The organism is Actinomycetospora sp. CA-084318 (genome assembly GCF_050955885.1).
Lineage (GTDB): Bacteria > Actinomycetota > Actinomycetes > Mycobacteriales > Pseudonocardiaceae > Actinomycetospora.
In genome coordinates, this window is the sequence record NZ_CP192098.1 from 3,096,905 (window position 1) to 3,121,117 (window position 24,213).

A 24,213-nucleotide genomic window follows, 5' to 3' on the forward strand; every position below is an offset into this window, starting at 1 on the left:
CTCCTACTCGGTTTCCGTGATCTTGTGCAGCCCGCCCGGCGCGTCGACGTCCACCCCGCGGGCGAGCGCGAGGCGCCAGGCCAGCTTCTGGGCGGGGACGACGGCGACGATCGGGGAGACGAGGCCCGGGAGCGGCCCGGGCAGGTCGGGTCCGGTCACGACGACGGGGGCGCCGCGCTCGCGGAGCTCGGGGCGCAGGTCGAGGACCGACGCGCTCGCGGCCTCGTCGACGGGTGCGACGAGCAGGACCGGGGTCGCCGGACCGACCGCGCCGATCGGGCCGTGGCGCAGGTCGGCGGGGGAGAAGGGCGTGACCAGCGACCCGGTCAGCTCGGTGAGCTTGAGCGCGGCCTCGTGCGCGGTCGCGAGGTTGACCCCGCGCCCGACGGTGACGCCCCGCCAGGAGCCCCCGAACACCTCGACGGCCTCGTCGACGTCGGTCTCCAGCGCCCGCTCGACGAGGTCGGGGACGCGGTCGAGGTCCGCGAGCAGCGCGTCCGCGGCGGGCTCCGGGGCGAGGCCGGCCGCGACGACGACAAGGGCGGCGAGCGAGGCGGTGTAGGTGCCGGTCGCGGCGACCGACCGCTCCGCGACCACGTGCAGCGGGAGCACCAGGTCGGCCTGGGCGGCGAGGTCGGAGTCGGGGTCGTTCGTGACGGCGAGGGTGGGCGCGCCCTGCTCCCGGGCGTCGCGCAGCACGGCGACGACGTCCGGGGAGCGCCCGGACTGCGAGACCCCGACGACGAGCCGCCGCCAGACCTCCGGCGAGGTCCCGTACATGGTGACCAGGCTCGGCGTCGCGAGCGTGACCTCCCGCTCCGCCACCAGGGGGATCAGGTACTGCGCGTAGCGCGCCGCGTTGTCCGAGCTGCCCCGGGCGGCGACGACGACCCCGCAGGTGGCGGCGGCGAGGTCGCGGACGGCGGCGGCCGAGGCCGCGGCCGTCGTCAGGAAGGCGCGCAGCGCGGCGGGCTGGGCGTGCAGCTCGGTCTCGAGGGCCGACGTCACCGGTCCACCTCCTCCCCGGCGAGGAGCACCCGGGTCACGCCCAGCGCGTCGTCGAGGACGGTCACGTCGGCGACGCCGCCGGGGCGGAGCACCCCGAGGTCGGGGTGCGGGCGGTGCGCCGGGCCGACGAGCCGGGCGGGGGTGGCGGTGGCGGCGACGAGGGCGTCGACGAGCCCGAGCCCGGCGGCGACCGCGACCCGCACGCAGCCGGCGAGGGTGGCGGCGCTGCCGGCGAGGGTGCCGTCGGGGTTGCGGACCGCGCCGTCGGCGAGGGTGAGCTCGACGTCGCCGAGCCGGAAGGTGCCGTCGGGCATGCCCGCGGCGGCCGTCGCGTCGGTGATCAGCGCCCAGCGGCCCCGGGCGGCGGCGGCGGTCACCCGCAGCACGTCGGGGTCGAGGTGGTGGCCGTCGGCGATCAGGGTGACCACGGCGGCCGGGTGGGCGAGGGCGGCCACCGCGAGCCCCGGGGCCCGGTGGTCGAAGCCGGACATCGCGTTGAACAGGTGCGTGGCGCCCGCGATCCCGGCGTCGAACCCCGCGCGGGCCTGCGCGGCCGAGGCGTCGCTGTGCCCGGCCATCACCGTGACGCCCGCGCGCAGCGCGACGGCGAGCACCGCGTGGGCACCGTCGAGCTCCGGGGCGATCGTGGTGAGGGCGACCGCGCCCGCCGCCAGGAACGCCCCGAACGCCGCCGGGTCGGGCGCGCGCAGGAACCGCGGTGGATGCGTGCCGGGGCGCTCCGCGGACAGGAACGGGCCCTCGACGTGCGCGCCGAGCAGGCGGGCCCCGCCCGGCGCCGGCCGCGCGGCGTCGAGGACGGACAGCGCGGTCGCCGTGGTGTCCGGCGCCGCGGTGATGACGGTCGGCGCGACCGCCGTGACCCCGTCACGGGCCAGCGCGGCGCGGAACGCGTGCACCTCGTCGGCGTCGGTGGCGGCGGTGAGGTCGACGCCCGCGTAGCCGTTGCACTGGACGTCCACGAGACCCGGCACGGCGATCGCCCCGCCCGGCGCCGGTGGCAGCCCGATGGCGTCGATCCGGCCGTCGACCACGGCCACGTCGCCCGGGTGCAGCACCCTGCCGACGAGGGCGGCCGACACCCCGAGCCTCATGCGAGCACCTCCAGGGAATGGACCGCCGCGACCGGCTCGGGCAGGCGCAGCGGGCGGTGACCGGTGCTGATGCGGCCCAGGACGCGGGGGGTCGACGACCCGGTGGCCCCGGGCCGCACCCCGGGCACGCCGTGCCAGGTCAGGGCGCCGAGCAGGGCGGTCAGGACGGCCTCCTTCGCGTCGGACGGCAGGCCCCGCTCGTCGGCGGACACCAGCGGGACCGGGTCCAGTTCCGCGGCGAGCGCCGCCCGCAGGACCGGGTTCGCCAGGCCACCGCCCGAGCCGACGACCTCGACCGCGCCGTGCGCGCGGCAGGCGTCGGCGACGGTCCGGGCGGTCAGGGCGACGAGGGTCGCGGCGAGGTCGGCGGCGCCGATCCCGGGCGCGGCGTGCGCGACGGCGGCGTCCAGGGCGGGCGCGGTGAACAGCTCGCGGCCGGTCGTCTTCGGCGGCGGCGCGGCGTAGTAGGGCTCCGCGAGGAGATGGTCGAGCAGCCCGGCGTGCACCGTCCCGGCCGCCGCGAGGGCCCCGTCGACGTCGTACGCGGCTCCGGTGGCGCGCTGCGCGACGACGTCGAGCCAGCAGTTGGCCGGCCCGGTGTCGAACGCGGTGACGTGAGGGGAGGATGCGAGCGCTCCAGCGGCATGAGGGTTCCCCTCGCGCGGGGTGGGGGAGCCCGGCGCGACGACCGTGACGTTGGCGATCCCGCCGAGGTTCAGCGCGATGCGGGGCTCGGGGCCGGCGAGCCAGAGCGCGTCGAGCGTGCTCGCCAGCGGGGCGCCGTGGCCGCCGGCCGCGATGTCGGTCGACCGCAGGTCGCTGACCACCGGCGCGCCCGTGGCCTCCGCGATCCAGGCGGGCTGGCCGAGCTGGAGACCACCGGTCGCCCGCCCGTCGTGGACGCCGTGGAAGACGGTCTGCCCCAGCCACGCGACGAGGTCGGCCCCGTACCCGACCGCGGCCGCCGCGGCCGCCCGCCCGACGGCGTGGTCGAGCGCCGCGATCTCGCCGACCGTGGTCGTCGCGGGCGGGAGCACGGCCAGCAGCCGGTCCTGCAGGCCGTCCGGCCACCCGACGGCGCCGTGGTGGCGGACCGCGAGCGTCGTCGTCGGGCCGACCTCGACCTCGCACACCGCGACGTCCAGGCCGTCCGCCGACGTCCCCGACAGCATCCCCACGACCCTCACGCGCCCGACACCTCCCCGGGGTCGAGCTCCGCTGCGCTCCGTCTCCCGATTGCCCCCCGGACCGACCCCGCCGTCGACAGCCGCTCCCGCGCCGCGGCGGAGTCCACCCCGGCGAGCAGGGCCACGACCGCGGCGGCGACGTCGTCGCCCGCGGCCCGCAGTGCGGTGCGGGCCGCGTCCTCGTCCACCCCGGCGGCGTCGCGCACGATCCGCTCGGCGCGGCGACGGAGCTTCGCGTTCGTCACGCGTACGCCGACCATCCACGGCCCGTAGGTCGCGCCCGCCCGGACCATGGCCGCCGTCGTCAACGTGTTCAGGGCGATCTTCTGCGCCGTGCCCGCGGCGAGCCGGGTCGAGCCCGCCAGCACCTCCGGGCCGGTGACCAGCTCGACCGCGACGTCCGCCAGCGCGGCCACCGGGCTCCCGGCGGTGTTCACGACGGCGACGGTGGTCGCCCCGCGCGCGCGGGCCGCGGTCAGCGCGCCCAGCACGTACGGGGTGCGGCCCGAGGCGGCGACCCCCACGACGACGTCGTCCGGCCCGACCCCGGCGTCCTCGACGTCCGCCTGCCCGGCGACCTCGTCGTCCTCCGCGCCCTCGACCGCCGCGTCCGCCGCGTCCCGGCCACCCGCGAGCAGGGCGATCGCCCGCGTGGGGTCGAGCCCGAACGTCGGCGGCAGCTCGGCGGCGTCCTGCATCGCGAGCCGGCCGGACGTCCCCGCGCCGGTGTAGACCAGCCGCCCGCCCCGGCGGAACGCCGCGCCCAGCAGGTCGGCGGCCCGGGCGAGGGACGTCGAGCTCGCGGCGACCGCGCCCGGTGCCGCGGACTGCCCGTCGACCAGGCGCGCGACGAGGTCGTCCGTGGGCAGCGCGTCCAGGTGCTCGGACCCGGGGCGGACGCCCTCGGTGGGCAGCCGGTCGGTGTCGGCCGCGGGCCCGCCGGCGCCGGGGCGTCCCCGACGACGGGTCACGGTCGGCTCGTGCGCGGAGCTCGCGTCGGCGGCGAGCAGGACCAGCCCGTCGAGGGCGTCGCCCAGCGGCTCGTGCCGGCGCAGCCCGGCGGCGCGCAGGCGGTCGGCCAGCGGCGCGGCGAGTCCGCCCACGAGGGCCACCCCTCCTCCCTGTGGCAGCGAAGCGTCGTGACTGGCGTCCAGTGGAAGGAGAGCCACATCGTCGGCGGCCGGCGTCCCCGCCGCCCGCGCCGTCGCCACGAGGTCGGACACCGCCTCGTCCACGATCCGCCCCGCCACCGCGTCGCCGGCGTCGGCCGCCGCCAGCACGGCCGGTGCGAAGGCGGCGAACTCGGCGGGCGTCGACGGCTGCGTCGCCAGCGCCTCGCGCGCCGGGCCGGACAACGCCGTCGTCGGCCCCGCGCCCTCGAGTGCCCGCAGCGCGGCACGCAGCCCCTGTTGTCCGATCGTCGCGCCGCCGCCCGCGTCGCCCAGGAGCAGCCCGTGCCCGTCGACCCGCCGCACCGTCCCGGCGTCGTCGACCCCGAGCGCGACCGCCCCGGTCCCGACGGCCAGCACCACCCCCGCCCCACGGCCTCCGAAGGCGCCCGCGTGCCAGGCGACGACGTCCGAGGTCACGGCCACCGCGTCCGGGCCGTGACCGTCCCAGCCGGAGAGCAGGCCCTCGGCCAGCTCGGCCGCCGCCTCCGGCCGGGTCAGCGCGCCCGGCGCGCCCACCGCCAGCGTCCACCGCTCCGCCGGCGGCGTGCCGACGGCGGAGCGCAGCACCGCGGCCACCGCGGTGGCGCCGCCGGGGTCGCCGAGACCGGCACCGGTCGTCGTCGGGAAGCGCCGCCCGTCGACCGCGACCCGGGCACCGGAGCGACCCAGGTCGACCGCGACCACCGTCATCGGGGGTCCGTGGAGATCATGACCGCGGCCGGGACGGTCGCGTCGCCGGGCGGGATGATGTCCATCTCGATGAGGTACCGGTCGCCGCGCGCGAACGACTCGACCCGCTCGATCACCTCGCCGCGGTGGTCCCGCGAGGTCCGGACGAAGTGCAGCGCGGCCGAGCCGGCCGGCACGCCGAGCAGCTCCGCGTCCTGGGCCGCGAGCACCACGGGCGCCACGGACTGCGTCCCGGACCGGATCCGACGGTCGAAGCGCTCGGCGAGGATCTCGTAGTAGGAGGACGGGCCGTCGAGGTCGTCACCGGTCAGGCCGGGCACGCGGGCGGCCGGGACGTGCAGGGTCTCGAGGGTCATCGGCTCGCCGTCGGCGAGCCGCACGCGACGGACCCGCAGCACCGGCTCGCCGCCGGGCATCTCGAGCCGGGCGGCGAGGTCGGTGTCGGCGACGACCGTGTCCCACCACAGCAGCCGCGACGACGGCTCAAGACCGCGCCGGCGCATGTCGTCGCCGAACGACGTCGCCATGAGGGGCTGCGCGACCGCGGGGCGGCGCACGAACGTGCCCGCGCCGTGGCGCCGCTCGACGATCCGGCGGGCCATGAGCTCCTCGAGCGCCTTGCGCACGGTCGCCCGGGAGACCCCGAACCGGGTGGACAGCTCCCGCTCACCTGGGAGCATGGCGCCCGGACCGAGTTCGGCGCACAGCGCGGCGACCTTGGCGCCCACTTCCGTCGACCGTGTCACCGCCACGGGAGAGGTATAGACCTGTGATTCGTGTGAATCAAGAGGTCCGTACCTTTAGCGGCCCGGCAGAATCGACGTGGTGGAGATCGTCCGGCTGGTCGTGTCGCGGGAGCACGCCTACCTCGGCCGGCCCTCCGACGGCCCGGCGCGGGTGGACACCCGCCAACCGTCGTCGATCGAGCTCCGGGAGGGCTTCGGGGTCGTCGGCGACCGGTACGCGGGCCGTGCCGCGCACCGCGACGCCGCGCTGACGATCGTCGCCGCGGAGGCCCTCGAGGCGGTCGCGGCCGAGCTCGGCGTCCCGCCGTTCGATCCGGTGCTCGTGCGCCGCACGGTGGTCACCCGCGGGCTCGACGTCGAGCGGCTCCGCGGCACGGACGTCCTCCTCGACTCGGGCGACGGCCCGGTCCTGCTCGGCGGCCGGCGCCCCGCCGCGCCGTGCGCCTGGATGGACGCCGTCGTCGCCCCCGGCGCGCACGCCCTGCTCCGGGGCCGCGCGGGCGTGCGCTTCGCCGTGCTCGGCTCCGGCACGCTGCGCGTCGGTCCGCTGTCGGTGTCCTTCCCGACGACGGCCGGGGGACTGTTCGACGAGCAGGTCCTGCTCGACCCGGCCCGGGCCGCCGTCGGGAGCCGGAAGCACTGACCCTCCCCACCCGCTCCGCGATCCGCTACGGTCCCGAGTGATTGCACAATGCAACTCCTCGGACCGGGAGTCTCGGATGACGGACACCACCTGCCACATGTCGGTCTCGCTCGACGGCTTCGCCGCCGGGCCGGACCAGGCCCGCGACAACCCGCTCGGGACCCGGGGGGTGGAGCTGCACGGCTGGCACATCGGCGACCCGCGGGCCACCGAGGCCGACGAGACCGCCAACGGATGGCTCATGCGCCCGCGCGGGGCCTACGTGATGGGCCGCAACATGTTCGGCCCGGTCCGCGGCGCCTGGGACGAGGACTGGCGCGGCTGGTGGGGCGACGAGCCGCCGTACCACGCGCCGGTGTTCGTGCTGACCCACCACGCGCACGAGCCGATCGAGATGGCCGGCGGCACGACCTTCCACTTCGTCACCGACGGGTTCGACGCCGCCTACGCGCAGGCGCGGGAGGTGGCCGGCGACCGCGGGGTGGACATCGCCGGCGGGGCCTCCACCGTGCAGCAGGCGCTGCGGGCGGGCGTGGTCGACGAGCTGACCCTCGACATCGCGCCGACCCTGCTCGGGTCGGGCGAGCGGCTGTTCGACGGCGTCGACACCTTCGACTTCGAGCCGGTCGAGGTGCTGCACTCCCCGCTGTCGACGCACATCCGCTACCGGCGGGTGTGACTCACCCCAGCCAGGGCTGTGCCGCCCGGGCCCACGTCCCGTCGGCAAGGGCCGTCGTGAGCCAGCGGTTCACGGTGTCGACGAACGCGGGGTCGCCCGGCGGGACGAGGTAGGCCTTCTGCGAGCGGTCGAACGGGGTGTCCGGGTGTTCGGCGCACAGCACGCCCGGGCGGGCCGCGGCCTGCCAGCGGGCCTCGATGGCGTCGGTGATCATCAGGTCGGTGCGGCCGTCGGCGACGGTGTCGTGGATCGTGTTGTTGTCCGGGTAGGGCACGATCGTCGCGGCCTTCAGGTTCGCGCGGACGAACCGCTCGTTGGTGCCGCCGGGGTTGACCACCACCCGGACGCCGGGCCGGTCGATCTGCGGGAGCGTCGCGTACCGGCCGAGGTCGGCGCAGCGCACGATCGGGGTCTTGCCGTCCTGCAGGTAGGGCACGGTGAAGCTCGCCCGCGCCGCGCGGTCGGCGGTGACCGAGATGCCGCCGACGGCGAGGTCGCAGCGGCCCGCGGTCACGTCGTCGAGCAGCGTCGACCAGGTCGTCGGCACCATCGTGACCTGCGCGCCGAGCGTCGTGGCCAGGTCCCGGGCCAGGTCGACGTCGATGCCCGACCACGCCCCGGCCGGGTCGCGGTAGGTCAGCGGGCGGTAGTCGCCGGTCGAGCACACCCGCAGCTCGTGGGTCGCGGCCACCCGCTCGGTCGGCGTCTGCGGTTCCCCGGAGGCGCACCCGGCGAGCAGCGCCAGGAGGACCGCCGTCAGGACCAGCACCGTCCGCCGCATGCCGGGCACCGTAACCCGGCGGATCACCCCTCGGAGAGCCGTCGACCCAGGCCCCGCCGCCGGTAGGTCCGGGTCCGCAGGAGCAGCACCGCCGCGGCGGCGACCACGATCCCGACCAGGTTGACCAGCAGCTGCAGGACCGAGCCGAGGCAGCGGGACCAGTCGCCGAGCGTCGCGGCCACCACCGCGTACCCGGCCGCGGGCACGGTCGTCACCGAGATGAAGACGCCGACCAGCGCGGCCGACTTCGCCGAGGTCATCGCGAGCATCCCGGCCGCGCCCGCGAGCAGCGCCACGATGAGCGAGAACGGCCCGACCTGGTAGATGAAGTCGACCTGGTCGGCGCTCTCCAGCGGGCTGAGCGTGATCAGCCCGACGGCCTCGGCGAGCAGGCTCGCGAGGGCGGTGACCACGAGCGCGACCGGGAAGCCGACCCCGAGGGCCCGCAGTGCCCGCCCCGCGAGGTCCCGGCGCCGGCCCACGAGGCCGACCGCGAGCGCCGCGAGCGGCCCGAACTCGGGGCCGACCACCATCGCGCCGACCACGGTCACCGGCGAGTTGGTCACCACGCCGACGGCCGCGAGCAGGCACGCGATCGTCAGGAAGCCGACGAAGCTCGCGGAGAGCTGGGCGTCGTCCCCCGTGCGGCCGACCAGCTCGTCCCACACGACCGCGTCGGTCCCGAGACCGGGCACGGTCTCCTCGGCGCGGTCGGCCCGGTCGGAGAGCACCGTGTCCAGTGGTTCCAGAGTGATCCCGCCGGAGCGGTCGACGCCGCGGTCGCACAACCCGGCGAGCACGTCGTCGACGGCCTCGCGGGCGACGTCCGCCCCGAGGAGATCGCCCACCGGCGCCACCGCGGCACCGCGCAGCGCCGTCAGGTGGGCGACGCCGGGCGTCTCCTGCAGCCATCCGAGGATCTCGTCGGTCCGCTCGGCCGGACACACCACCCGCAGGTGCAGCACGCGGGGGAGCCTGTCATGCCGCCGCGAGCACCATGCCCACCGCGACCGCCCCGCCCGCGGTCCACGCGACGACGCGGTACCAGTTGGTGCGGACGAGCCGCGCGAGGACCTCGTCGTCGTACCCGGCGGACAGACGCTGGTGGCAGGGGACCGAGACCAGCACGGTGACCGCCACCGTCGCCGCCCCGCACACCCCGGCGAGCGCCGCGGCCCAGAACGGCACCCCGTCGGGCCGCCAGACGAGTAGCACCGCGGTCGTCACCCCCTGCACCGCCCACGGCGCGGACACCGTCCACGACATCAGCCGGGTGTGCCGGTCGTGCCATGCGGTGAACGCCGCCCGGTCGATCCCCGCGAAGCCCGGGTAGACGAGCACCTGGACCACCCAGACCAACCCGACGCAGAACCAGACGGCGGCGGCGTGGATCACGAGGAGCGGCACCGCACAGCAGTACCCCCGATCAGCGGGGGAGCGTCACGTCCTCGATCGGCCGCCGCCGCGACCGCACCGGCGGCGCGTCCGTGTGCGCGAGGCGCAGCACGAGCGCGACCGACTCCCCGTCCTCCAGCCCGACCGCCGCGCGGAACGTGCGGCGCAGCCGCCCGAGGTCCTCGGCGTAGGGCTCCGAGAGCTCCCGCAGGTCGTCCGGGTCGACGGCGTAGAGGAACACCGGCGACGTGGGGTGCACCGCGAGCCCCTGCTCCTGCGCCGCGACCCAGACCGCTTCCACCGCCTGCCCGCCGCGCACGAAGTCCGCGGGGCGGGAGCCGTCCACGGTGACCACGGCCAGCGCCGAGCTCGCCGCGATCCGGCGCCGGGTGTCCTCGGTCAGCGCCTCGCCCGCGTCCCAGTCGGCGAGCGTCCGCATCACCTCGGGGCGCCGCACGATCGCCAGCGTCGCGACGTCGGCGGCGGAGAGTCCGAGGCTCGCGACGTCGATGCCGGTCGGCTCCCCGTGCTCGACCAGCTCGCCGACCATCTCGCGGTGCAGCCGCTCGGTGAGGTAGCGGACGCGGTCGGCGGCGGCGATCGCCTCGCCCACGGCGCGCATCGGCTCGCCCGGTTCCAGCAGGTGCAGCCGACCGCCCTCGGCGTGCGCCGCCTCGTCGAGCGCCAGCCGGGTCGCCACCCCGAGCGGGCGCGGCCGCCCGGCGCCGCGGTCGGTACCCCGCGCGAGCACGTCGGCCGCGGCGAGCCGCGGGTCGGTGCCGGAGGCGAACCGCAGGGTCGCGACCAGGTCGGGCGCGGCGTCGTCGGGAAAGAGCGTGACCCGACCGAGGCACCCCTCGCGGGCGGCCGCCGCGCGGGCGTTGAACAGGGCGGCCCCGAGCGCGACGTGGCTGCCGCGGAAGGCGACGTCCATCGTCGTCGTGCGGGAGCGGTCGAGGTGCAGGCGCAGCTCGTCGGGGGTGCGCTCGACGTGCCAGGGCTGCACGTTGCCGCCGGAGGGGGCCCGCCGCACGGCCTCGAGGACGGGGTCCGGGTGCGGCTGCTCGACGACGCCTCCCGACGTCGGGTCGGTGCCGGTCGTGGCCTCCGGGTGCACCAAAATCTCGTCGAGGTCGACCCGTGTGCGTCCCGACGGCAGGTCCAGGCCCAGCCCGATCCGGCGCACGGCGGCGGCCACCGTCGCGGCGCCGAGCACGACGTCGCCGCCGAGCTGGGGCCAGGTCGACAGCGTCGTCCCCACCTCGACCATGGAGGCCGCCGCGCGCGCGGACACGTGCTCCGCGCCGACGATGCGCAGGACGTAGGGCGCCTTATCCCGCGGCTCGAGACCGGCGAGGAGCTCGACGGAGAGGTCGCCGGCGAGGCCGTGGACGAGCGGGCGGTCGGGCTCCAGGTCGAACCGCTCGACGTCGACCAGGCCGCGGTCGCTCGTGGCCATGAGCACCGGGATGCCCAGCGCCCGGGCGCGCTCGCGGAGCAGGACCTTGACGTCGAGCGAGTCGGCCTCCTCCACGAGGACGTCGAGGCCCTCGAGGAAGGCGTCGACGCCGTCGGGGGTGACCCCCGCGGTCCACACCTCGAGGTCGAGGTCCGGGTCGAGCTCGGCGATCCGCCGGGCGGCGACGACGGCCTTGTTCACGCCCACCTCGAACAGCCCGACCGGGATGCGGTTGAGGTTGGAGGTCTCGACGTCGTCGAAGTCGGCGAGCCGCAGGCGCCCGCAGAGCCCCTCCAGCGCCAGGGTGTGCGCGATCGAGTGCCCGACCGAGAGACCCGCGACGCCGATCCTGAGCCGCCCGAGCCGGGCCTGCTCCGCGTCGGTGATCTTGTTCCGGTTGCGGTCGAGCCGCAGGCGGCGCAGCGCGTCCGGGTCGAGCAGACCCAGCACCGCGCGCCGCCACGGGTAGTGCACCCACCGGGTGCCGGGCTCGACCCTCGGGCCGCGCAGGTCCGCGAGCTCGGCGGCCTGCGCGGCGCTCAGGTCGACCACGGTGACCGACGGGTCGGCGCGCAGCGCGTCGAGGTCCGCCCCGTCGACGGTGACGGCACGGACGGCAGGCGCGGCCGGGACGGCCGGGACGGCCGGCACGGCCGGGTCGCTCACGACGCCGCCCGGGGGCGGGGCACGTCGACCCCGAGGAGCTGGGCCACGTCGTCGTCGAACGCGCGGATCTCGGCGTCCGCCACGTCGGGCGCCCAGTGCCAGCGGTCCCAGTAGGCGAGCGTGGTGGCGTAGCGGGCGTCGGGGTACGGCACGGCGGGGACGGTGTCGACCACCGTGGCGCCGGCGGCCCGGAAGAGCCGCATCGTGTGCGCCGCGGTCCCCATCGCCCAGCGGGCCCCGAGGACGGCGGACGCGAGCACGGGGGCGCGCTTGATCGACGCGATCAGCTCGCGGCGCCCGGGGAAGGAGCGCGCCATCCAGAACCCCTTGGCCTCGACGAGGCCGTCGGGGATCCAGCGGTCGATCACGGCGCGCACGGACGGCGCACCGCCCCACACCGCGAGCGCCTGGCTGTCCTCGGGGCTCGCGAGCGGGCCGTCGGAGCGGATGCCGGCGAGGACCTCACCGGCGGGGTCGAGGGCGGTGAACACCAGCGAGGTCCGGTCCTCGTCGACCGACGAGGCGTCGCCGACCCCGTGCTCGGAGTACAGCCGGTCGAGCCCGTCGAGGTGGGCGGCCCACAGCTCCGGATGGCTGCGCGGCGTGGTCACGGCGATCCGGATCCCGGTGCCCGGTACCGCGTAGGCGCGGTCCGCGCGCGTCACCGTCCGCCCGGCGCCGTCCCCGATCTGCACACGACCTCCCCGGAGTGGATCTCGCTCCGCATCGTCCGCCGACCCCGCCCGGAGCTGCACCGCCGTTCGTGCGGACCCGATGGTGGGCCGCATTTCGCCTGTTCGTCGCCGTTTCGGCGGCCGGACGGCGCAGTCGGGGGAGCGCGCCACCCGACGTGATCAGGCCGTGTGCCGAGCGGGTGGTGGACCGGGCGCTCAGGCGCCCAGACGGGCCGAGAGGTCGGCCGCGGCGTCCACGGTCGCGGCGACGAGGTCGGGCAGCACGGGGCGGACCCGCCCGACCGGCCCCGACACGTTGATCGCCGCGACCACCCCGCCGTGCACGTCGCGCACCGGGGCGGAGGCCCCCGCCAGCCGCGGGTCCAGCTCGCCGTCGACCACGGCGTGCCCGTCGCCGACGGTGCGGCGGGCCACGCCGGGGTCCAGGTCGGCCGCTGCCAGCCGCCGCGCCAGGCCCGCCTCGTCCCGGAACGCGAGCAGCACCCGGCCCGCCGAGCTGATCTCGACCGGCACGTCGGAGACGTCGAAGGCGACCCGCGGCGGTGACCCGTCGCCCGCCACGGTGAGCACCGTGGCCACCGCGTCGCCGTGCAGCCGGCACAGGTGGGCCCCGACGCCGAGCCGGGCGGCCAGCACCGTCAGCACCCGACCCGCCGTCCGCACCAGCCGGGCCTCGGTGGTGCGTGCCGCGAACGCGTAGAGCCGCCAGCCCAGGGCGTAGCGCCGGGTGCGGACGTCGCGCTCGACGAGCCCCTGCCCGGCCAGGGCGGCCAGCGCGCGCGAGACCTGGCTCTCGGTGCGCCCGGTCAGGACGGCGAGCCGGGCCACTCCCAGGCCGCCGGCCTGGGCCTCGGGCGCGGCGAGCGCGTCGAGGAGGTCGACGTCGCGGCGCAGCCCCTCCATGCGGGCAGGGTACTTGCGCTCACCGCAAGAGCCGCTTGCCCGGCGCACCCCGGCCGGGTGCACTGCCTCCCGGAGGTGGCGCCGGTGAAGATCACCGACATCCGGGTCACGGAGCACGTCGTCGAGCTCGACCCCCCGATGCACGCCGCGTGGGACCCCGACCCGCGCCGCTCCTTCGCCGCGACCGTGGTGCGGGTGGAGACCGACGCCGGGATCGTCGGCGTCGGCTCCGGCGACACGATGGCGGGATTCGAGGGCCACTGCCACCATTTCCTGGGCACCGACCCGCTCGCGATGGCCGTGCAGGTCCGCCGCATCGAGTCGATCGCCTTCCACGGCGGCCGGTTCTGGCCGCTCGAGGCCGCGCTGTGGGACGTCGTCGGGCAGGCGGCGGGGGTGCCGGTCTCGGTGCTGTTCGGCGGGACGGCCGACCGGCTCCCGGTGTACGCGTCGTGGTGCTCGGTGCAGCCCGCCGGGCGACGCGCCGAGGACGCGGCGGAGCTGGAGTCCCTCGGCTTCCGGGCGGTCAAGGTGCGCGTGGACCCGCGCGACCCGGAGCCGGGGATCGCGTCGGTCGCCGCGGTCCGGGAGTCCAGCGGGCTGGACGTGCTCGTCGACCTCAACCAGGCCTGGCGGATGGCGGGCGACGTGCGACCCGCCGTCGAGCTGGTGGAGATCCGGCGCCTGGTCCGCCGCCTCGCGGAGTACCGGCCCGGCTGGATCGAGGAGCCGCTGCCCTACGACGACGTCGCGGGGCACCACCTGCTGCGCGCCGAGAACCCGGACCTGCGGATCGCCTCGGGCGAGATGTGCGACAACCGCCCGCAGCTCGAGGCCCTGGTGGACGCGCTGGACGTGGTGCAGACCGACGTCGTGCTCTCCCTCGGCATGTCGCGCACCCGGGCGCTCGCCGAGTCGCTCGCGTCCCGGCACCGCCGCTTCACCCCGCACACCTGGTCCAACGGCCTCGGCCTGCTCGCGAACCTGCACGTCGCGGCGGGCGTCGGTGCGGGCCCGTACCTGGAGTTCCCCTACGACCCCGCCGGCGGCTGGACCCCGGAGCGGCGCGACTTCCTGCTCGCCGAGCCGCTGTGGCCCGCCGTCGACGGCACCCTCGCGGTCCCCGGGGCGCCCGGCCTCGGCGCCGTCCTCCACCCCTCGCTCGGAGACCCCCGATGACGACCGTGCCCGCCGGTGCCGCCACCGCGTGCGCCTGCCCCGCCACCACGCCGTTCCTGCACGAGCCCGGCCCCGCGGTCGACTCCGGCCCCGGGGCGCTCGCGCGGCTGGGGGACCACGTCCTCGACGTGCACGCCGGTCAGCGCAGCGGCGGCGTCGTCGTCGTCACCGACGCCGGGCTGCGCGCCACCGGGATCGTCGACGAGGTGCTCGCCGTGCTCGCGGCCGCGCGCCAGCCGACCGTCGTCGTCGACGACGTCCCGGGCAACCCGACCGTCCCCGCCGTCGAGGCCGGGGCGCGGGTGGTGGGGGAGGCGTTCCCGGGCAGCCGCCCGGTGGTCGTCGCGGTCGGTGGCGGCTCGGCGCTCGACGCGGCCAAGGGCATCGCCCGGCTCGCCGCCGACCCGACCGGTCCCGGCCTGCCCCTCATCGCGATCCCGACGACCGCGGGCACCGGCGCCGAGACCAACGGCTTCGGCGTGCTGGAGGACCCGGTCCGCCGCTGCAAGGTCTACTGCGGTGACGGCACGACGACGCCCCGGGTCGCGCTGCTCGACCCGGTCCTGACCCACGGCCTGCCGCCCGGCGCCACCGCCGCGACCGGGGTGGACGCCCTCGTCCATGCGCTCGAGTCGCTGATCAGCCGCGGGCGCAGCCCGGTCTCCGAGGCGTACGCGGCCGAGGCGCTGGGCCGCGTGTGGCGGTGGCTGCCGGTCGCCCACGCCGACGGCGCCGACGCGGGCGCCCGCGCCGAGATGCTCGTCGGGGCGCACCTCGCGGGCCAGGCGCTCACCCGCTCCGGGCTCGGCCTGGTGCACGGCCTCGGGCACGCCCTCACCGCCCACCACGGCGTCGTGCACGGCCGGGCGCTGGCGATGGTGCTGCCCGAGGTGGTGGCGTGGTCGCTCGACGACGCGGGCGCGGGCCACGGCGCGGACGCCGGGGCGTGGGCGCGCGTGACCGCCCTGCTCGGCCTCGGCCACCCCTCCGAACTGCCGGGTGCGCTCGCCCGCTGGACCGACGCCCTCGGGGTCCCGCCCGGCATCGACCGCGCCGCCCTCGGCCTGGGGCCGGCCGAGCTCGAGGCCCTGGCCACCACGGCCTCGGCCGATCCGGTGTGTCGCAACGCACCGCGGGCCGCCGACCGGGCGGCCCTCGCGGGCCTGCTCACACGCTCCGCACACTGACCGATCCGGGTTTGTGGAGATGCAACAGAACCCGTGACGCAGTCCTGGTTTTGGCTGTAGAGACCCGGGGAAGCGGCCACTTACCGTCGAACCCATGATCGCTGGAATGCTCGCCCGGGCGACGCGCGTGATGTTCACGCCGCTGCTGCCCGACGACTTCCTGGCCGTCGTCAACCCGCTGTGGTCGGCGCGCGTGCCGCGCGCCCGGATCGTCGCGACCCGGCCGGTCGGCCCCGCGACCACGGAGCTGACCCTGCGCACCGGCGCCGGCTGGCACGGCCACCGGCCGGGGCAGCACGTCGGCCTGGGCGTCGACCTCGCCGGCCGCCGGCACTGGCGCACCTACTCGATCACCTCGGCCCCCACCGCCGACCACCTCACCGTGAGCGTCACCGCGGTCCCGGACGGGTCGGTCTCGACCCACCTGGCCCGCGTGGCCCGCCCCGGCGACGTCGTCGGGCTCGGCCCGGCCGCGGGGGAGTTCACCGCGACCGGCCCCCTGCTCATGGTCTCCGGCGGCAGCGGCATCACGCCGATGCTCGGTCTGCTGCGCGGCGGCGTCGGCAGCGACGGCAATGACGTGGTGCTCGTCCACTCCGGACGCGCGGACCTCGTGCACGACGACGACCTCGCCGCGCTCCCGGCCACCGTGCACCGCCACGACAGCCGCTCCGGGCGGCTGCACCCGGCCGACCTCGACGTCCTGGTGCCGGACTGGCGGTCCCGCACCCTGCTCGTCTGCGGACCCGCGGGCATGATCGACGCCTTCTCCGCGGCCGCGGACGAGGCCGGCGTGCCCTGCGTCGTCGAACGCTTCCGCCCGCCGGAGACCGTCGTCGCCGAGGGCGCCACCGGCGGCACCGGCGGCACCGTGACCTTCTCGACGTCGGGGGTCGTCGCGCCCGCCGACGCCGTCAGCCCGCTGCTGCGCGCCGGCGAGGACGCCGGCGCCCTGCTGCCGAGCGGGTGCCGCATGGGCATCTGCCACACCTGCGTCGGGCGGCTCACGGCCGGCGCCGTCCGCAACCTGCACACCGGCGAGCTCGAGACCGCGGACCAGGGCGACGTGATCGTCCGGACGTGCGTCTCGGCCGCCGCCGGCGACTGCGCCCTCGACCTCTGACCCTCCGCTCCCCAGCACCGAGGAGACCCCATGACCGCGCTCGACCACCGCCCGCTCACGGACCCGGAGATCATCCCGGACCACGTGACCCGCGTGAACGAGGCCAAGACGCCCACCGGGCCGGGTCGTCCGGGCGCCTCCACCGCCCACATCACGGCCTCGACGGCGCACCTGTCGGTCGAGGACATCGAGCGCATCGGGGCCGAACTCGAGGCGATGCGCGACGAGGTGATGTCCTCGCTCGGCGAGGCCGACGCGCGCTACATCCGGCGCGTCATCCGCACCCAGCGCGGTCTCGAGATCGCCGGCCGCGTCCTGCTGCTGGGCGCGCTCTTCCCGCCGGCCTTCGTGCTCGGGACCGCGTCGCTCGGTGTCGCGAAGATCCTCGAGAACATGGAGATCGGGCACAACGTCCTGCACGGGCAGTGGGACTGGATGCGCGACCCCGAGATCCACTCGACCACCTGGGAGTGGGACCACGTCTCCACCGCGGCCGGGTGGCAGCAGACCCACAACTACCTGCACCACACCTACACCAACGTGCAGGGCAAGGACCGCGACATCGGCTACAACGTGCTGCGGGTCGACCCCAGCCAGCCGTGGAAGCCGATCTACCTGATCCAGCCGCTGACGAACATGGGCCTCGCGCTCATCTTCGAGTGGGGCATCGGGCTGTTCGACCTCGAGCTCGACGACATCCCCAACGGCAAGAAGACCTGGCGCGAGAAGCTGCCCGAGATCAAGCTGATGGCGCGCAAGGCCGGCAAGCAGCTGGCCAAGGACTACGTGGTGTTCCCCGCCCTGTCCGGCCCGTCGTTCGTGCCCGCCGCGGTCGGCGCGTTCCTGGCCAACACCATCCGCAACGTCTGGTCGCACGCGGTGATCTTCTGCGGCCACTTCCCGGTCGAGGTGGAGACCTTCGGCGAGGAGCGGCTGGAGAACGAGTCGCAGGCCGAGTGGTACGTCCGGCAGATGCTCGGCTCGGCCAACATCGAGGGCTCGGCGCTGCTGCACATCATGACCGGGAACCTCTCCCACCAGATCGAGCACCACCTCTTCCCGGACATGCCCTCGAACCACTACGCGGCGATCGCCCCGAAGGTGCGTGACCTCTGCCGCCGCTACGGGCTGCCCTACCACTCGGGCCCGATGTGGAAGCAGTACGGCGGCGTGCTGTGGAAGATCGCCCGGCTCGCGCTGCCCGGGGGCCACGAGGCGATCGGCAAGCGGCAGCGCAAGGCGCTCCCGGTGGGCCGGAAGGCCGCCGCGACGCTGCGCCGACTGCGGGAGCGAGCCGTGCCACAGGCGGCGTGAGCTGCGCGTGCGCCGGTCCGCACCCGGTGCTGCCTATGATTCGTCCGTGACGGACGAACGTCGGTGGCAGGAGGATCGGGAGCGGTTCGTGGACAGCAACGCCGACGACGCGCTGGGGCCCCTGGCCGAGCAGTTCGTCACCCTGGGGCAGGCCCTCTGCGGCGCGCAGCCGGAGCAGGGCGTGCCGGAGGTCCTGCGCCGGATCGTGACGGCCGCCCAGGAGATCACCGGCGCCGACGTGGTGTCGGTGACCCTGCGCGACGGCGACGGGTTCACCACCGCCGCGGAGACCGACGCCGTGGCCACCAAGGCCGACGCGGTGCAGTACGAGACCGGTGAGGGGCCCTGCGTCGAGGCCACCGTCGAGGACGGCCTGGGGTACTTCGCCTGCGCCGACCTCGCCCACGAGTCGCGATGGCCGGAGTTCGGGCCGGCCGCGGCCGGGCTCGGCCTGCACGCCGTGTTCGCGACGGGGCTCTTCCCCCGCATGAGCACGCCCCGGCTCGGCGCGCTGAACTACTACTCCCGGCGCGTCGGCGGGCTCGACCACGTCGACCGCGACCAGGCGCTGATCTTCGCGGTGCACGCCGCCGCCGTGCTCCAGGGCGCCCGGGCGGTCGAGGCCGCCGAGCTGCGGGCCACGCAGCTGCAGGAGGCGGTGCGCTCCCGTGACGTCATCGGCCAGGCCAAGGGCATCCTCATGGAACGCCGCGGCCTCTCCGCCGACCAGGCCTTCGACACGCTGCGCCGGACGTCGCAGGAGCTCAACGTCAAGCTCCGTGACCTCGCGAGCACCCTGGCCTCGCGGCGCGCGGACCTGTAGGTGCGCTTCGCGCCCGTGAGTAGAAATCCGTGTCCTGGCACGGACTAGTACTCACAGGGCGTAGCCACCTCGCGGGTTTACGCGGAGGAGCAGGTCGGGCACTCTGCGGCACGATCCCCGTGGAGACCGTGCGGGACGACGGTGTCACCGTGTCTCCCGGAGGTTCCCGTGGCCGCCCCCACCCCGTCCGAACTCCCCGCCGGTCTCGACGAGCGTCGCCGGCACGCCCGCACCGCCGCCGCCCGCCGCGCGGTCGACGGCGTCGGCACCAGCTGGTTCGACGACGGCTGCGTCGCCCTCGCCGTGGTCGGTGTCGTCGGTCCCCGCCAGGTCCGGGCGCTGCGCGAGCTGCGCCCGCAGCTCGCCCGCGAGGCGTGGGCGGAGCTCGTGATCGACCTGGGTCACGTCGACGGCGAGTGCGGCCCCGCCCTCGTGCGTGTGCTCGGCCAGCTCCGTGTGCAGCGTCTGACCGCGGGCGCCCGCGTCGAGGTCCACGGCGCGCCGCCCGAGGTGGTCGCCGAGCTCGGCGCGCAGCCCGCGACGGCGTTCACGGTGTCCGAGGAGCCGGCGCGGACCACCTGATCCGCGTGATCGGCCGGCCCGGTCAGGTCTCGACGACGGGTTCGGCGGCGAAGGCGCCGCCGAACCGCAGGGCGAGCGCGACCTCGAGCCGGGCGACCGGGTCGTCCAGCGCGCCCGCGAACGACTCCTTGAGCCGCGCGAGCCGGTAGCGCACCGTCTGCGGGTGCACGTGCAGCGTGCCCGCGGCCTCGGCCACGTCGCCGTGGGCGTCGAGCCAGGCGCGCAGCGTCTCCACGGCGCGGTCGCGGGCCGAGGCGGTCATGCGGCGCAGCGGTTCCAGGCGCTGGGCGACGAGGTCGGCGGTCACCGACACGTCCGCGTGCAGCAGCAGCGCGAGCAGGTGGTCGTCCGAGCGCACCAGCTTCGAGGGCGGGCGGTTGCCCCGGGAGGGCCCGTCCTCCGCCACGATCTCCCCGGCGGCGACCAGGGGCCACGCGGACCGAGCGCGGGTGACGCTGCGGGCGATCTGGTCGAGACCGACCGTCGGCCCGACGACCGCCGCGACGCCGGCCGTGGCGTCGGCGAGGTACTCGGCGCGGCCCGGGCCGTCGGGGTCGGGGAGGACGACGACCCCGAGCCCGTCGACGCGGGAGCCGAGGGCGTCCGGGGGCATCCGGCGGAACACCGCCTGCAGCGACTCCTCGTCGCAGATCAGCACGGTGAGCCGGCGGGGCAGGGACCACTCGGCGTCCCGGGCCAGGCGCTCGAGCTCCGGGCCCTCCGGCGGGGGCGTGCGCAGCAGGGCGGAGACCAGCGTGTGCCGGCGGGCCTGGCGGGAGCCCGCCGTGAGGCTCTGCTCGTGGGCGTACCCGGCGACCGACGCCGCGGCGAGCTGCTCGGTGTAGGCGAAGAGGGCCTCGGCGAGCCGGAAGATGTCGTCGGAGGTCAGCCCGTAGTCGTCGCTGCCCGCGGAGATGCGCCGCCAGAGCACGCGGGTGCCGACCCGGTAGGCGGTCTGCAGCGCGTCCATCGTCCGGCCGTGGCGGTGCTCGACGCGGCCGAGCTCGAAGTACACCCGGGTGTCGGGCAGGTCGTCGTCGGTGCCGAGCAGCAGCAGGAACTGCTCGAGGGCGACGGACACGCCGCGCCGGATGTTCTGTCCGAACACGCCGTTCATCGACAGCGCGTACTCGGCGACCTGGGCGCGGACCTGCTCGATGATGTCGTCGCCGGTCTCGAGGACCACCGCGCGCATCCGGTCGGCCGCCTCCGGCGGCACCTCCGCCCACGGGTGGCGGCGGGCCGGGTCGGGGTGGGCGCAGCCGTCGACGGCGCGCAGCGGTGCCCGCGCCGGGTCGAGGGAGCCCGCCTCCGCACTCGCTCCGTCGCTCACGGCGCCATTGTGGCCCAGACCGGGCGCTGCGGGGGAGATGCCGCGATCCGGGACACAGCACCTGCACAGCCCGGTCGGACAGGTTCGGGCCCATGATCGGAGGGGGTACCGACGGCAGCGAGGGGGTGGCGCGTGACGGACACCGGGACCCGGCGCCGCGGGGCCGTGCTCGCGTTCGTCGGCGGGCTCGGGGCCGCCCTGGTCACGACGGCGGGGTACCGGCCGCTGACCCGGCGCTGGCCCGCGGCGATCGGCGCGTCCCTGCTCGCCGCCTTCGCCACCGAGCTGCCGCGCCCGACGGCGGCGCTGACCGGCGGGGTCGCTCTCGTGGCGGCCCGACGCGGGGCGGGCCGGACCAGGGTCGGCCGGATCGGGCTGACCCTCGCGGCCGGGTCGGTGGCGGCGCTGCTCGAGCTCGACCGCCGCGCCCGGGCCACCGACGGGGTGCTGCGCGGCGCGCTCGTCGGGGCGTTCGGGCGCTCCGGGCCGGAGCCCGAGCCGCCCGCGTGGCTCTCGCCCCGGGCGATCACCGCGCCCCGCCGGTTCCGGGCCGCGGGGGCGCGCGACGTGCCCTACGGCCCGCACGGGACGGCGAACCTGCTCGACGTCTGGCGCCACCCCGATCTGCCCGACGACGCGCGGGCGCCGGTCCTGGTGGAGATCCACGGCGGGGCGTGGTCGTCGGGGCGCAAGGAGGGCGAGGGGAACCCGCTCATGGCCTACCTGGTCGCGCGGGGCTGGGTGTGCGTCACGGTGAACTACCGCCTCGGGCCGCGGCACCGGTGGCCCGCGATGATCGACGACGTCCGGGCCGCACTGGGATGGGTGCACACCCACGTCGCCGACCACGGGGGCGACCCCGGCTTCGTCGCCGTCAGTGGTGGCTCCGCAGGCGCGCACCTCGCCGCGCTGGCCGCACTGACCGGGGACGACGACGACCACACCCGCGTCGACGCGGCCGTCACCCTGTACGGCATCTACGACCTGACCGCGGACGACGGCAGCGGCACCCTCGACGAGCTGCTGGCCGAGACGATGATGTCGGGGACACCGGCCGACTGGGCGGGGGCGTCGCCGACGCACCGCGTCCGGGCGGGCGCCCCGCCGTTCTTCGTGCTGCACGGCACGGGGGACGCGATCGTGGTCCCGGAGCAGAGCCGCGGGTTCGTCCGGGCGCTGCGGGCGGTGTCCCGCGCGCCGGTGGCCTACGCGGAGCTCCCGCACGCCCAGCACGCCTTCGACGCCCTGCCCACCCCGCGCACGATGCTCGTCGTCCGGGCGGTGGAGGCGTTCCTCGTCGGCGTCCTGGGGCACCGGCCCACCCGCCCGGGCGCCGACGCCCTCCGGGCCGGTCGGGGGCCCGGTGGCGCCCCGAAGGGAGTGGCGGCCGGTCGATAGGCTGGACGCATCGCGGGGGAGTCCATCCGCCGCACGCCGACCCAGGAGCTCCACCGTGTCCTCGCCAGCCTCGCCCGCATCCACCCAGCACGTCCGGGTCGCCGCGGGCACGACGGCCGGGCAGGCCGTGCGCGAGGCAGGGTTCCCGGGCAGCGGCCCGCAGGCGGTCGTCGTCGTGAAGGCCCCCGACGGCACCCTGAAGGACCTCGCCTGGGCGCCCGCGGAGGACGTCGACGTCACCCCGGTCGCGGCCGACACCGAGGACGGCCGCGCGGTCATCCGGCACAGTGCCGCGCACGTGCTGGCGCAGGCGGTGCAGCAGCGCTTCCCGGACGCCAAGCTGGGGATCGGCCCGCCCGTCACAGACGGCTTCTACTACGACTTCGCCGTGGACACCCCGTTCACCCCCGAGGACCTCGCGGACCTCGAGAAGTCCATGAAGAAGATCATCAAGGCGAAGCAGAGGTTCGTCCGCCGCGAGTACGCCTCGCTCGACGAGGCGCGGGCCGAGCTGGCCGACGAGCCGTTCAAGCTCGAGCTCGTCGACCTCAAGGGCAACTCCGACGCGGAGGCCGACGGCGAGATCATGGAGGTCGGGGCGGGCGAGCTCACCGCCTACGACAACATCCACGCCCACACCGGAGAGCGGGTGTGGGGCGACCTCTGCCGCGGTCCGCACGTGCCGACCACCGGCTACATCCCGGCCTTCGCGGTCACCCGCAGCGCCGCCGCCTACTGGCGGGGCGACCAGCGCAACGCCCAGCTGCAGCGCATCTACGGCACTGCGTGGGAGTCGCAGGAGGCGCAGGACGCCTACCTGGAGCGGTTCGCCGAGGCCGAGCGTCGCGACCACCGCCGCCTGGGCTCCGAGCTCGACCTGTTCAGCTTCCCCGACGAGATCGGCTCCGGTCTCGCGGTCTTCCACCCCAAGGGCGGGGTGATCCGCAAGGAGCTGGAGGACTACTCGCGGCAGCGGCACGCCGAGGCCGGCTACGAGTTCGTGAACACCCCGCACGCGACCAAGGGCTCGCTCTTCGAGCTCTCCGGGCACCTCGACTGGTACTCCGAGGGCATGTACCCGCCCATGCAGCTCGACGAGGAGCGGGGTCCCGACGGCGAGCTCAAGCGGGCCGCGGTCGACTACTACCTCAAGCCGATGAACTGCCCGATGCACAACCTGATCTTCCGGTCGCGCGGGCGGTCCTACCGGGAGCTGCCGCTGCGGCTCTTCGAGTTCGGCACGGTGTACCGCTACGAGAAGTCGGGCGTCGTGCACGGGCTCACCCGCGCGCGCGGCTTCACCCAGGACGACGCCCACATCTACTGCACCCGCGAGCAGATGGCGGGCGAGATCGCGTCGCTGCTCGAGTTCGTCCTCGGCCTGCTGCGCGACTACGGCCTCGACGACTTCTACCTCGAGCTCTCCACCCGGAACCCGGAGAAGTCGATCGGCTCCGACGAGGCGTGGGAGGAGGCGACCGACGCGTTGCGCGAGGCCGCGTCGAGCTTCGGCCTCGACCTCGTCGACGACCCGGGCGGTGCGGCGTTCTACGCCCCGAAGATCAGCGTGCAGGCCAAGGACGCGATCGGCCGGTACTGGCAGATGTCGACCATCCAGGTCGACCTCATGCTGCCCGACCGCTTCGAGCTGGAGTACACCTCGAGCGACGGCTCGCGGCAGCGGCCGGTGATGATCCACCGCGCGCTCTTCGGGTCCATCGAGCGGTTCTTCGGCGTCCTGACCGAGCACTACGCCGGGGCGTTCCCGGCCTGGCTCGCCCCGGTCCAGGCGGTCGCGATCCCGGTGTCGAACGACCAGGCCGACTACGTCGACGGCGTCGTCGGGAAGCTCAGGGCCCGCGGGCTGCGGGTCGAGGCGGACCACTCCGACGACCGGATGCAGAAGAAGATCCGTACGCACACCCTGCAGAAGGTGCCGTTCCTGCTGCTCGCGGGCGGCAAGGACGCCGACGCGGACGCGGTGTCCTTCCGCTTCCGCGACGGCAGCCAGGTCAACGGGGTCCCCGTGGACACCGCGGTCGCGGCCCTCGCCGACTGGGTCGCGCGCCGCGAGAACACCTCGCCCGACGAGGCCTCGTTCGGTCCCCGAGTGACCGGCTGACCGGTGTCCGACCCGA

At 76.1% G+C, this 24,213-nt stretch carries 22 protein-coding genes; 10 read left to right on the forward strand and 12 right to left on the reverse strand.

Annotated elements, in window-relative coordinates; translation table 11 throughout:
• Positions 1–3 precede the first annotated feature (3 nt).
• The 5 genes from ACQPYX_RS15100 to ACQPYX_RS15120 are packed head-to-tail and all read right to left on the reverse strand — an operon-like array spanning position 4 to position 5,897.
• The gene (locus ACQPYX_RS15100) at positions 4–1,008 is read right to left on the reverse strand and encodes an SIS domain-containing protein (protein WP_433798164.1); all 1,005 of its coding nucleotides are present in this window, start codon (positions 1,006–1,008) and stop codon (positions 4–6) included.
• A complete protein-coding gene (gene nagA, locus ACQPYX_RS15105; RefSeq protein WP_433798165.1) occupies positions 1,005–2,120 on the reverse strand; it encodes an N-acetylglucosamine-6-phosphate deacetylase in 1,116 nt (371 codons plus the stop codon). The genes ACQPYX_RS15100 and nagA overlap by 4 nt, the downstream gene beginning before the upstream one ends.
• The gene (locus ACQPYX_RS15110) at positions 2,117–3,307 is read right to left on the reverse strand and encodes an anhydro-N-acetylmuramic acid kinase (RefSeq protein ID WP_433798166.1); all 1,191 of its coding nucleotides are present in this window, start codon (positions 3,305–3,307) and stop codon (positions 2,117–2,119) included. Before ACQPYX_RS15110 ends, nagA begins: the two co-directional genes overlap by 4 nt.
• A complete protein-coding gene (locus ACQPYX_RS15115; protein WP_433798167.1) occupies positions 3,304–5,169 on the reverse strand; it encodes an N-acetylmuramic acid 6-phosphate etherase in 1,866 nt (621 codons plus the stop codon). Before ACQPYX_RS15115 ends, ACQPYX_RS15110 begins: the two co-directional genes overlap by 4 nt.
• A complete protein-coding gene (locus tag ACQPYX_RS15120; RefSeq protein WP_433798168.1) occupies positions 5,166–5,897 on the reverse strand; it encodes a GntR family transcriptional regulator in 732 nt (243 codons plus the stop codon). Before ACQPYX_RS15120 ends, ACQPYX_RS15115 begins: the two co-directional genes overlap by 4 nt.
• Positions 5,898–5,994: 97 nt before the next feature.
• On the opposite strand from ACQPYX_RS15120, the gene ACQPYX_RS15125 reads away from it, so the two are divergent.
• The gene (locus tag ACQPYX_RS15125) at positions 5,995–6,558 is read left to right on the forward strand and encodes an MOSC domain-containing protein (RefSeq protein ID WP_433798169.1); all 564 of its coding nucleotides are present in this window, start codon (positions 5,995–5,997) and stop codon (positions 6,556–6,558) included.
• Positions 6,559–6,634: 76 nt separating this feature from the next.
• Positions 6,635–7,237, forward strand: a complete 603-nt coding sequence (locus ACQPYX_RS15130; RefSeq protein WP_433798170.1) for a dihydrofolate reductase family protein — start codon at positions 6,635–6,637, stop codon at positions 7,235–7,237.
• Between the two features lies 1 nt (position 7,238).
• Here ACQPYX_RS15130 and ACQPYX_RS15135 read toward each other — a convergent pair whose 3' ends face one another.
• From ACQPYX_RS15135 to ACQPYX_RS15160, 6 genes are all read right to left on the reverse strand, one after another.
• A complete protein-coding gene (locus ACQPYX_RS15135; RefSeq protein ID WP_433798171.1) occupies positions 7,239–8,018 on the reverse strand; it encodes a transporter substrate-binding domain-containing protein in 780 nt (259 codons plus the stop codon).
• Between the two features lie 23 nt (positions 8,019–8,041).
• Positions 8,042–8,983, reverse strand: a complete 942-nt coding sequence (locus tag ACQPYX_RS15140) for a DUF389 domain-containing protein (protein ID WP_433798172.1) — start codon at positions 8,981–8,983, stop codon at positions 8,042–8,044.
• Between the two features lie 13 nt (positions 8,984–8,996).
• Positions 8,997–9,425, reverse strand: coding sequence for a hypothetical protein (locus ACQPYX_RS15145; RefSeq protein ID WP_433798173.1), 429 nt, complete (start codon positions 9,423–9,425; stop codon positions 8,997–8,999).
• A gap of 19 nt (positions 9,426–9,444) precedes the next feature.
• A complete protein-coding gene (locus ACQPYX_RS15150; RefSeq protein WP_433798174.1) occupies positions 9,445–11,538 on the reverse strand; it encodes an Rv1355c family protein in 2,094 nt (697 codons plus the stop codon).
• A complete protein-coding gene (locus ACQPYX_RS15155) occupies positions 11,535–12,233 on the reverse strand; it encodes a hypothetical protein (protein ID WP_433798175.1) in 699 nt (232 codons plus the stop codon). The genes ACQPYX_RS15150 and ACQPYX_RS15155 overlap by 4 nt, the downstream gene beginning before the upstream one ends.
• 195 nt (positions 12,234–12,428) lie before the next feature.
• Positions 12,429–13,136: an IclR family transcriptional regulator gene (locus ACQPYX_RS15160; protein WP_433798176.1), complete on the reverse strand. Its 708-nt coding sequence runs from the start codon at positions 13,134–13,136 to the stop codon at positions 12,429–12,431.
• An 84-nt stretch (positions 13,137–13,220) separates the two neighbouring features.
• Here ACQPYX_RS15160 and ACQPYX_RS15165 point away from each other — a divergent pair, with 84 nt between their 5' ends.
• From ACQPYX_RS15165 to ACQPYX_RS15190, 6 genes are all read left to right on the forward strand, one after another.
• Positions 13,221–14,315, forward strand: a complete 1,095-nt coding sequence (locus ACQPYX_RS15165; RefSeq protein ID WP_433798177.1) for a mandelate racemase/muconate lactonizing enzyme family protein — start codon at positions 13,221–13,223, stop codon at positions 14,313–14,315.
• Entirely contained in the window at positions 14,312–15,502 is a 1,191-nt protein-coding gene (locus ACQPYX_RS15170) for an iron-containing alcohol dehydrogenase family protein (RefSeq protein ID WP_433798178.1), read from the forward strand. The genes ACQPYX_RS15165 and ACQPYX_RS15170 overlap by 4 nt, the downstream gene beginning before the upstream one ends.
• A gap of 94 nt (positions 15,503–15,596) precedes the next feature.
• Positions 15,597–16,625 carry a flavin reductase family protein gene (locus ACQPYX_RS15175; RefSeq protein ID WP_433798179.1) on the forward strand — a complete coding sequence of 343 codons (1,029 nt, stop codon included), beginning with the start codon at positions 15,597–15,599 and terminating at the stop codon, positions 16,623–16,625.
• A 150-nt stretch (positions 16,626–16,775) separates the two neighbouring features.
• On the forward strand, positions 16,776–17,939 hold the full coding sequence (locus ACQPYX_RS15180; RefSeq protein ID WP_433803724.1) for a fatty acid desaturase family protein: 1,164 nt from the start codon (positions 16,776–16,778) through the stop codon (positions 17,937–17,939).
• A gap of 46 nt (positions 17,940–17,985) precedes the next feature.
• Positions 17,986–18,762: a GAF and ANTAR domain-containing protein gene (locus ACQPYX_RS15185; RefSeq protein ID WP_433798180.1), complete on the forward strand. Its 777-nt coding sequence runs from the start codon at positions 17,986–17,988 to the stop codon at positions 18,760–18,762.
• 168 nt (positions 18,763–18,930) lie between these two features.
• The gene (locus tag ACQPYX_RS15190; protein ID WP_433798181.1) at positions 18,931–19,344 is read left to right on the forward strand and encodes a hypothetical protein; all 414 of its coding nucleotides are present in this window, start codon (positions 18,931–18,933) and stop codon (positions 19,342–19,344) included.
• Between the two features lie 22 nt (positions 19,345–19,366).
• Here the strand turns inward: ACQPYX_RS15190 and ACQPYX_RS15195 are convergent, their stop codons facing one another.
• Positions 19,367–20,677 carry a PucR family transcriptional regulator gene (locus ACQPYX_RS15195; RefSeq protein ID WP_433798182.1) on the reverse strand — a complete coding sequence of 437 codons (1,311 nt, stop codon included), beginning with the start codon at positions 20,675–20,677 and terminating at the stop codon, positions 19,367–19,369.
• A 132-nt stretch (positions 20,678–20,809) separates the two neighbouring features.
• On the opposite strand from ACQPYX_RS15195, the gene ACQPYX_RS15200 reads away from it, so the two are divergent.
• Both ACQPYX_RS15200 and thrS read left to right on the forward strand, forming a co-directional pair.
• Complete coding sequence (locus ACQPYX_RS15200) at positions 20,810–22,075, forward strand: alpha/beta hydrolase fold domain-containing protein (RefSeq protein WP_433798183.1); 1,266 nt, start codon at positions 20,810–20,812, stop codon at positions 22,073–22,075.
• Between the two features lie 55 nt (positions 22,076–22,130).
• Positions 22,131–24,197, forward strand: coding sequence for a threonine--tRNA ligase (thrS, locus tag ACQPYX_RS15205; protein ID WP_433798184.1), 2,067 nt, complete (start codon positions 22,131–22,133; stop codon positions 24,195–24,197).
• Positions 24,198–24,213 lie beyond the last annotated feature (16 nt).

Excerpts from the sequence above, each read along its gene's own strand:
- nagA (WP_433798165.1), bottom strand. The coding sequence starts at position 2,120 with ATGAGGCTCGGGGTGTCGGCCGCCCTCGTCGGCAGGGTGCTGCACCCG.
- ACQPYX_RS15115 (WP_433798167.1), bottom strand. The coding sequence starts at position 5,169 with ATGACGGTGGTCGCGGTCGACCTGGGTCGCTCCGGTGCCCGGGTCGCG.
- ACQPYX_RS15130 (WP_433798170.1), top strand. The coding sequence starts at position 6,635 with ATGACGGACACCACCTGCCACATGTCGGTCTCGCTCGACGGCTTCGCC.
- ACQPYX_RS15135 (WP_433798171.1), bottom strand. The coding sequence starts at position 8,018 with ATGCGGCGGACGGTGCTGGTCCTGACGGCGGTCCTCCTGGCGCTGCTC.
- ACQPYX_RS15160 (WP_433798176.1), bottom strand. The coding sequence starts at position 13,136 with ATGGAGGGGCTGCGCCGCGACGTCGACCTCCTCGACGCGCTCGCCGCG.
- ACQPYX_RS15170 (WP_433798178.1), top strand. The coding sequence starts at position 14,312 with ATGACGACCGTGCCCGCCGGTGCCGCCACCGCGTGCGCCTGCCCCGCC.
- ACQPYX_RS15175 (WP_433798179.1), top strand. The coding sequence starts at position 15,597 with ATGATCGCTGGAATGCTCGCCCGGGCGACGCGCGTGATGTTCACGCCG.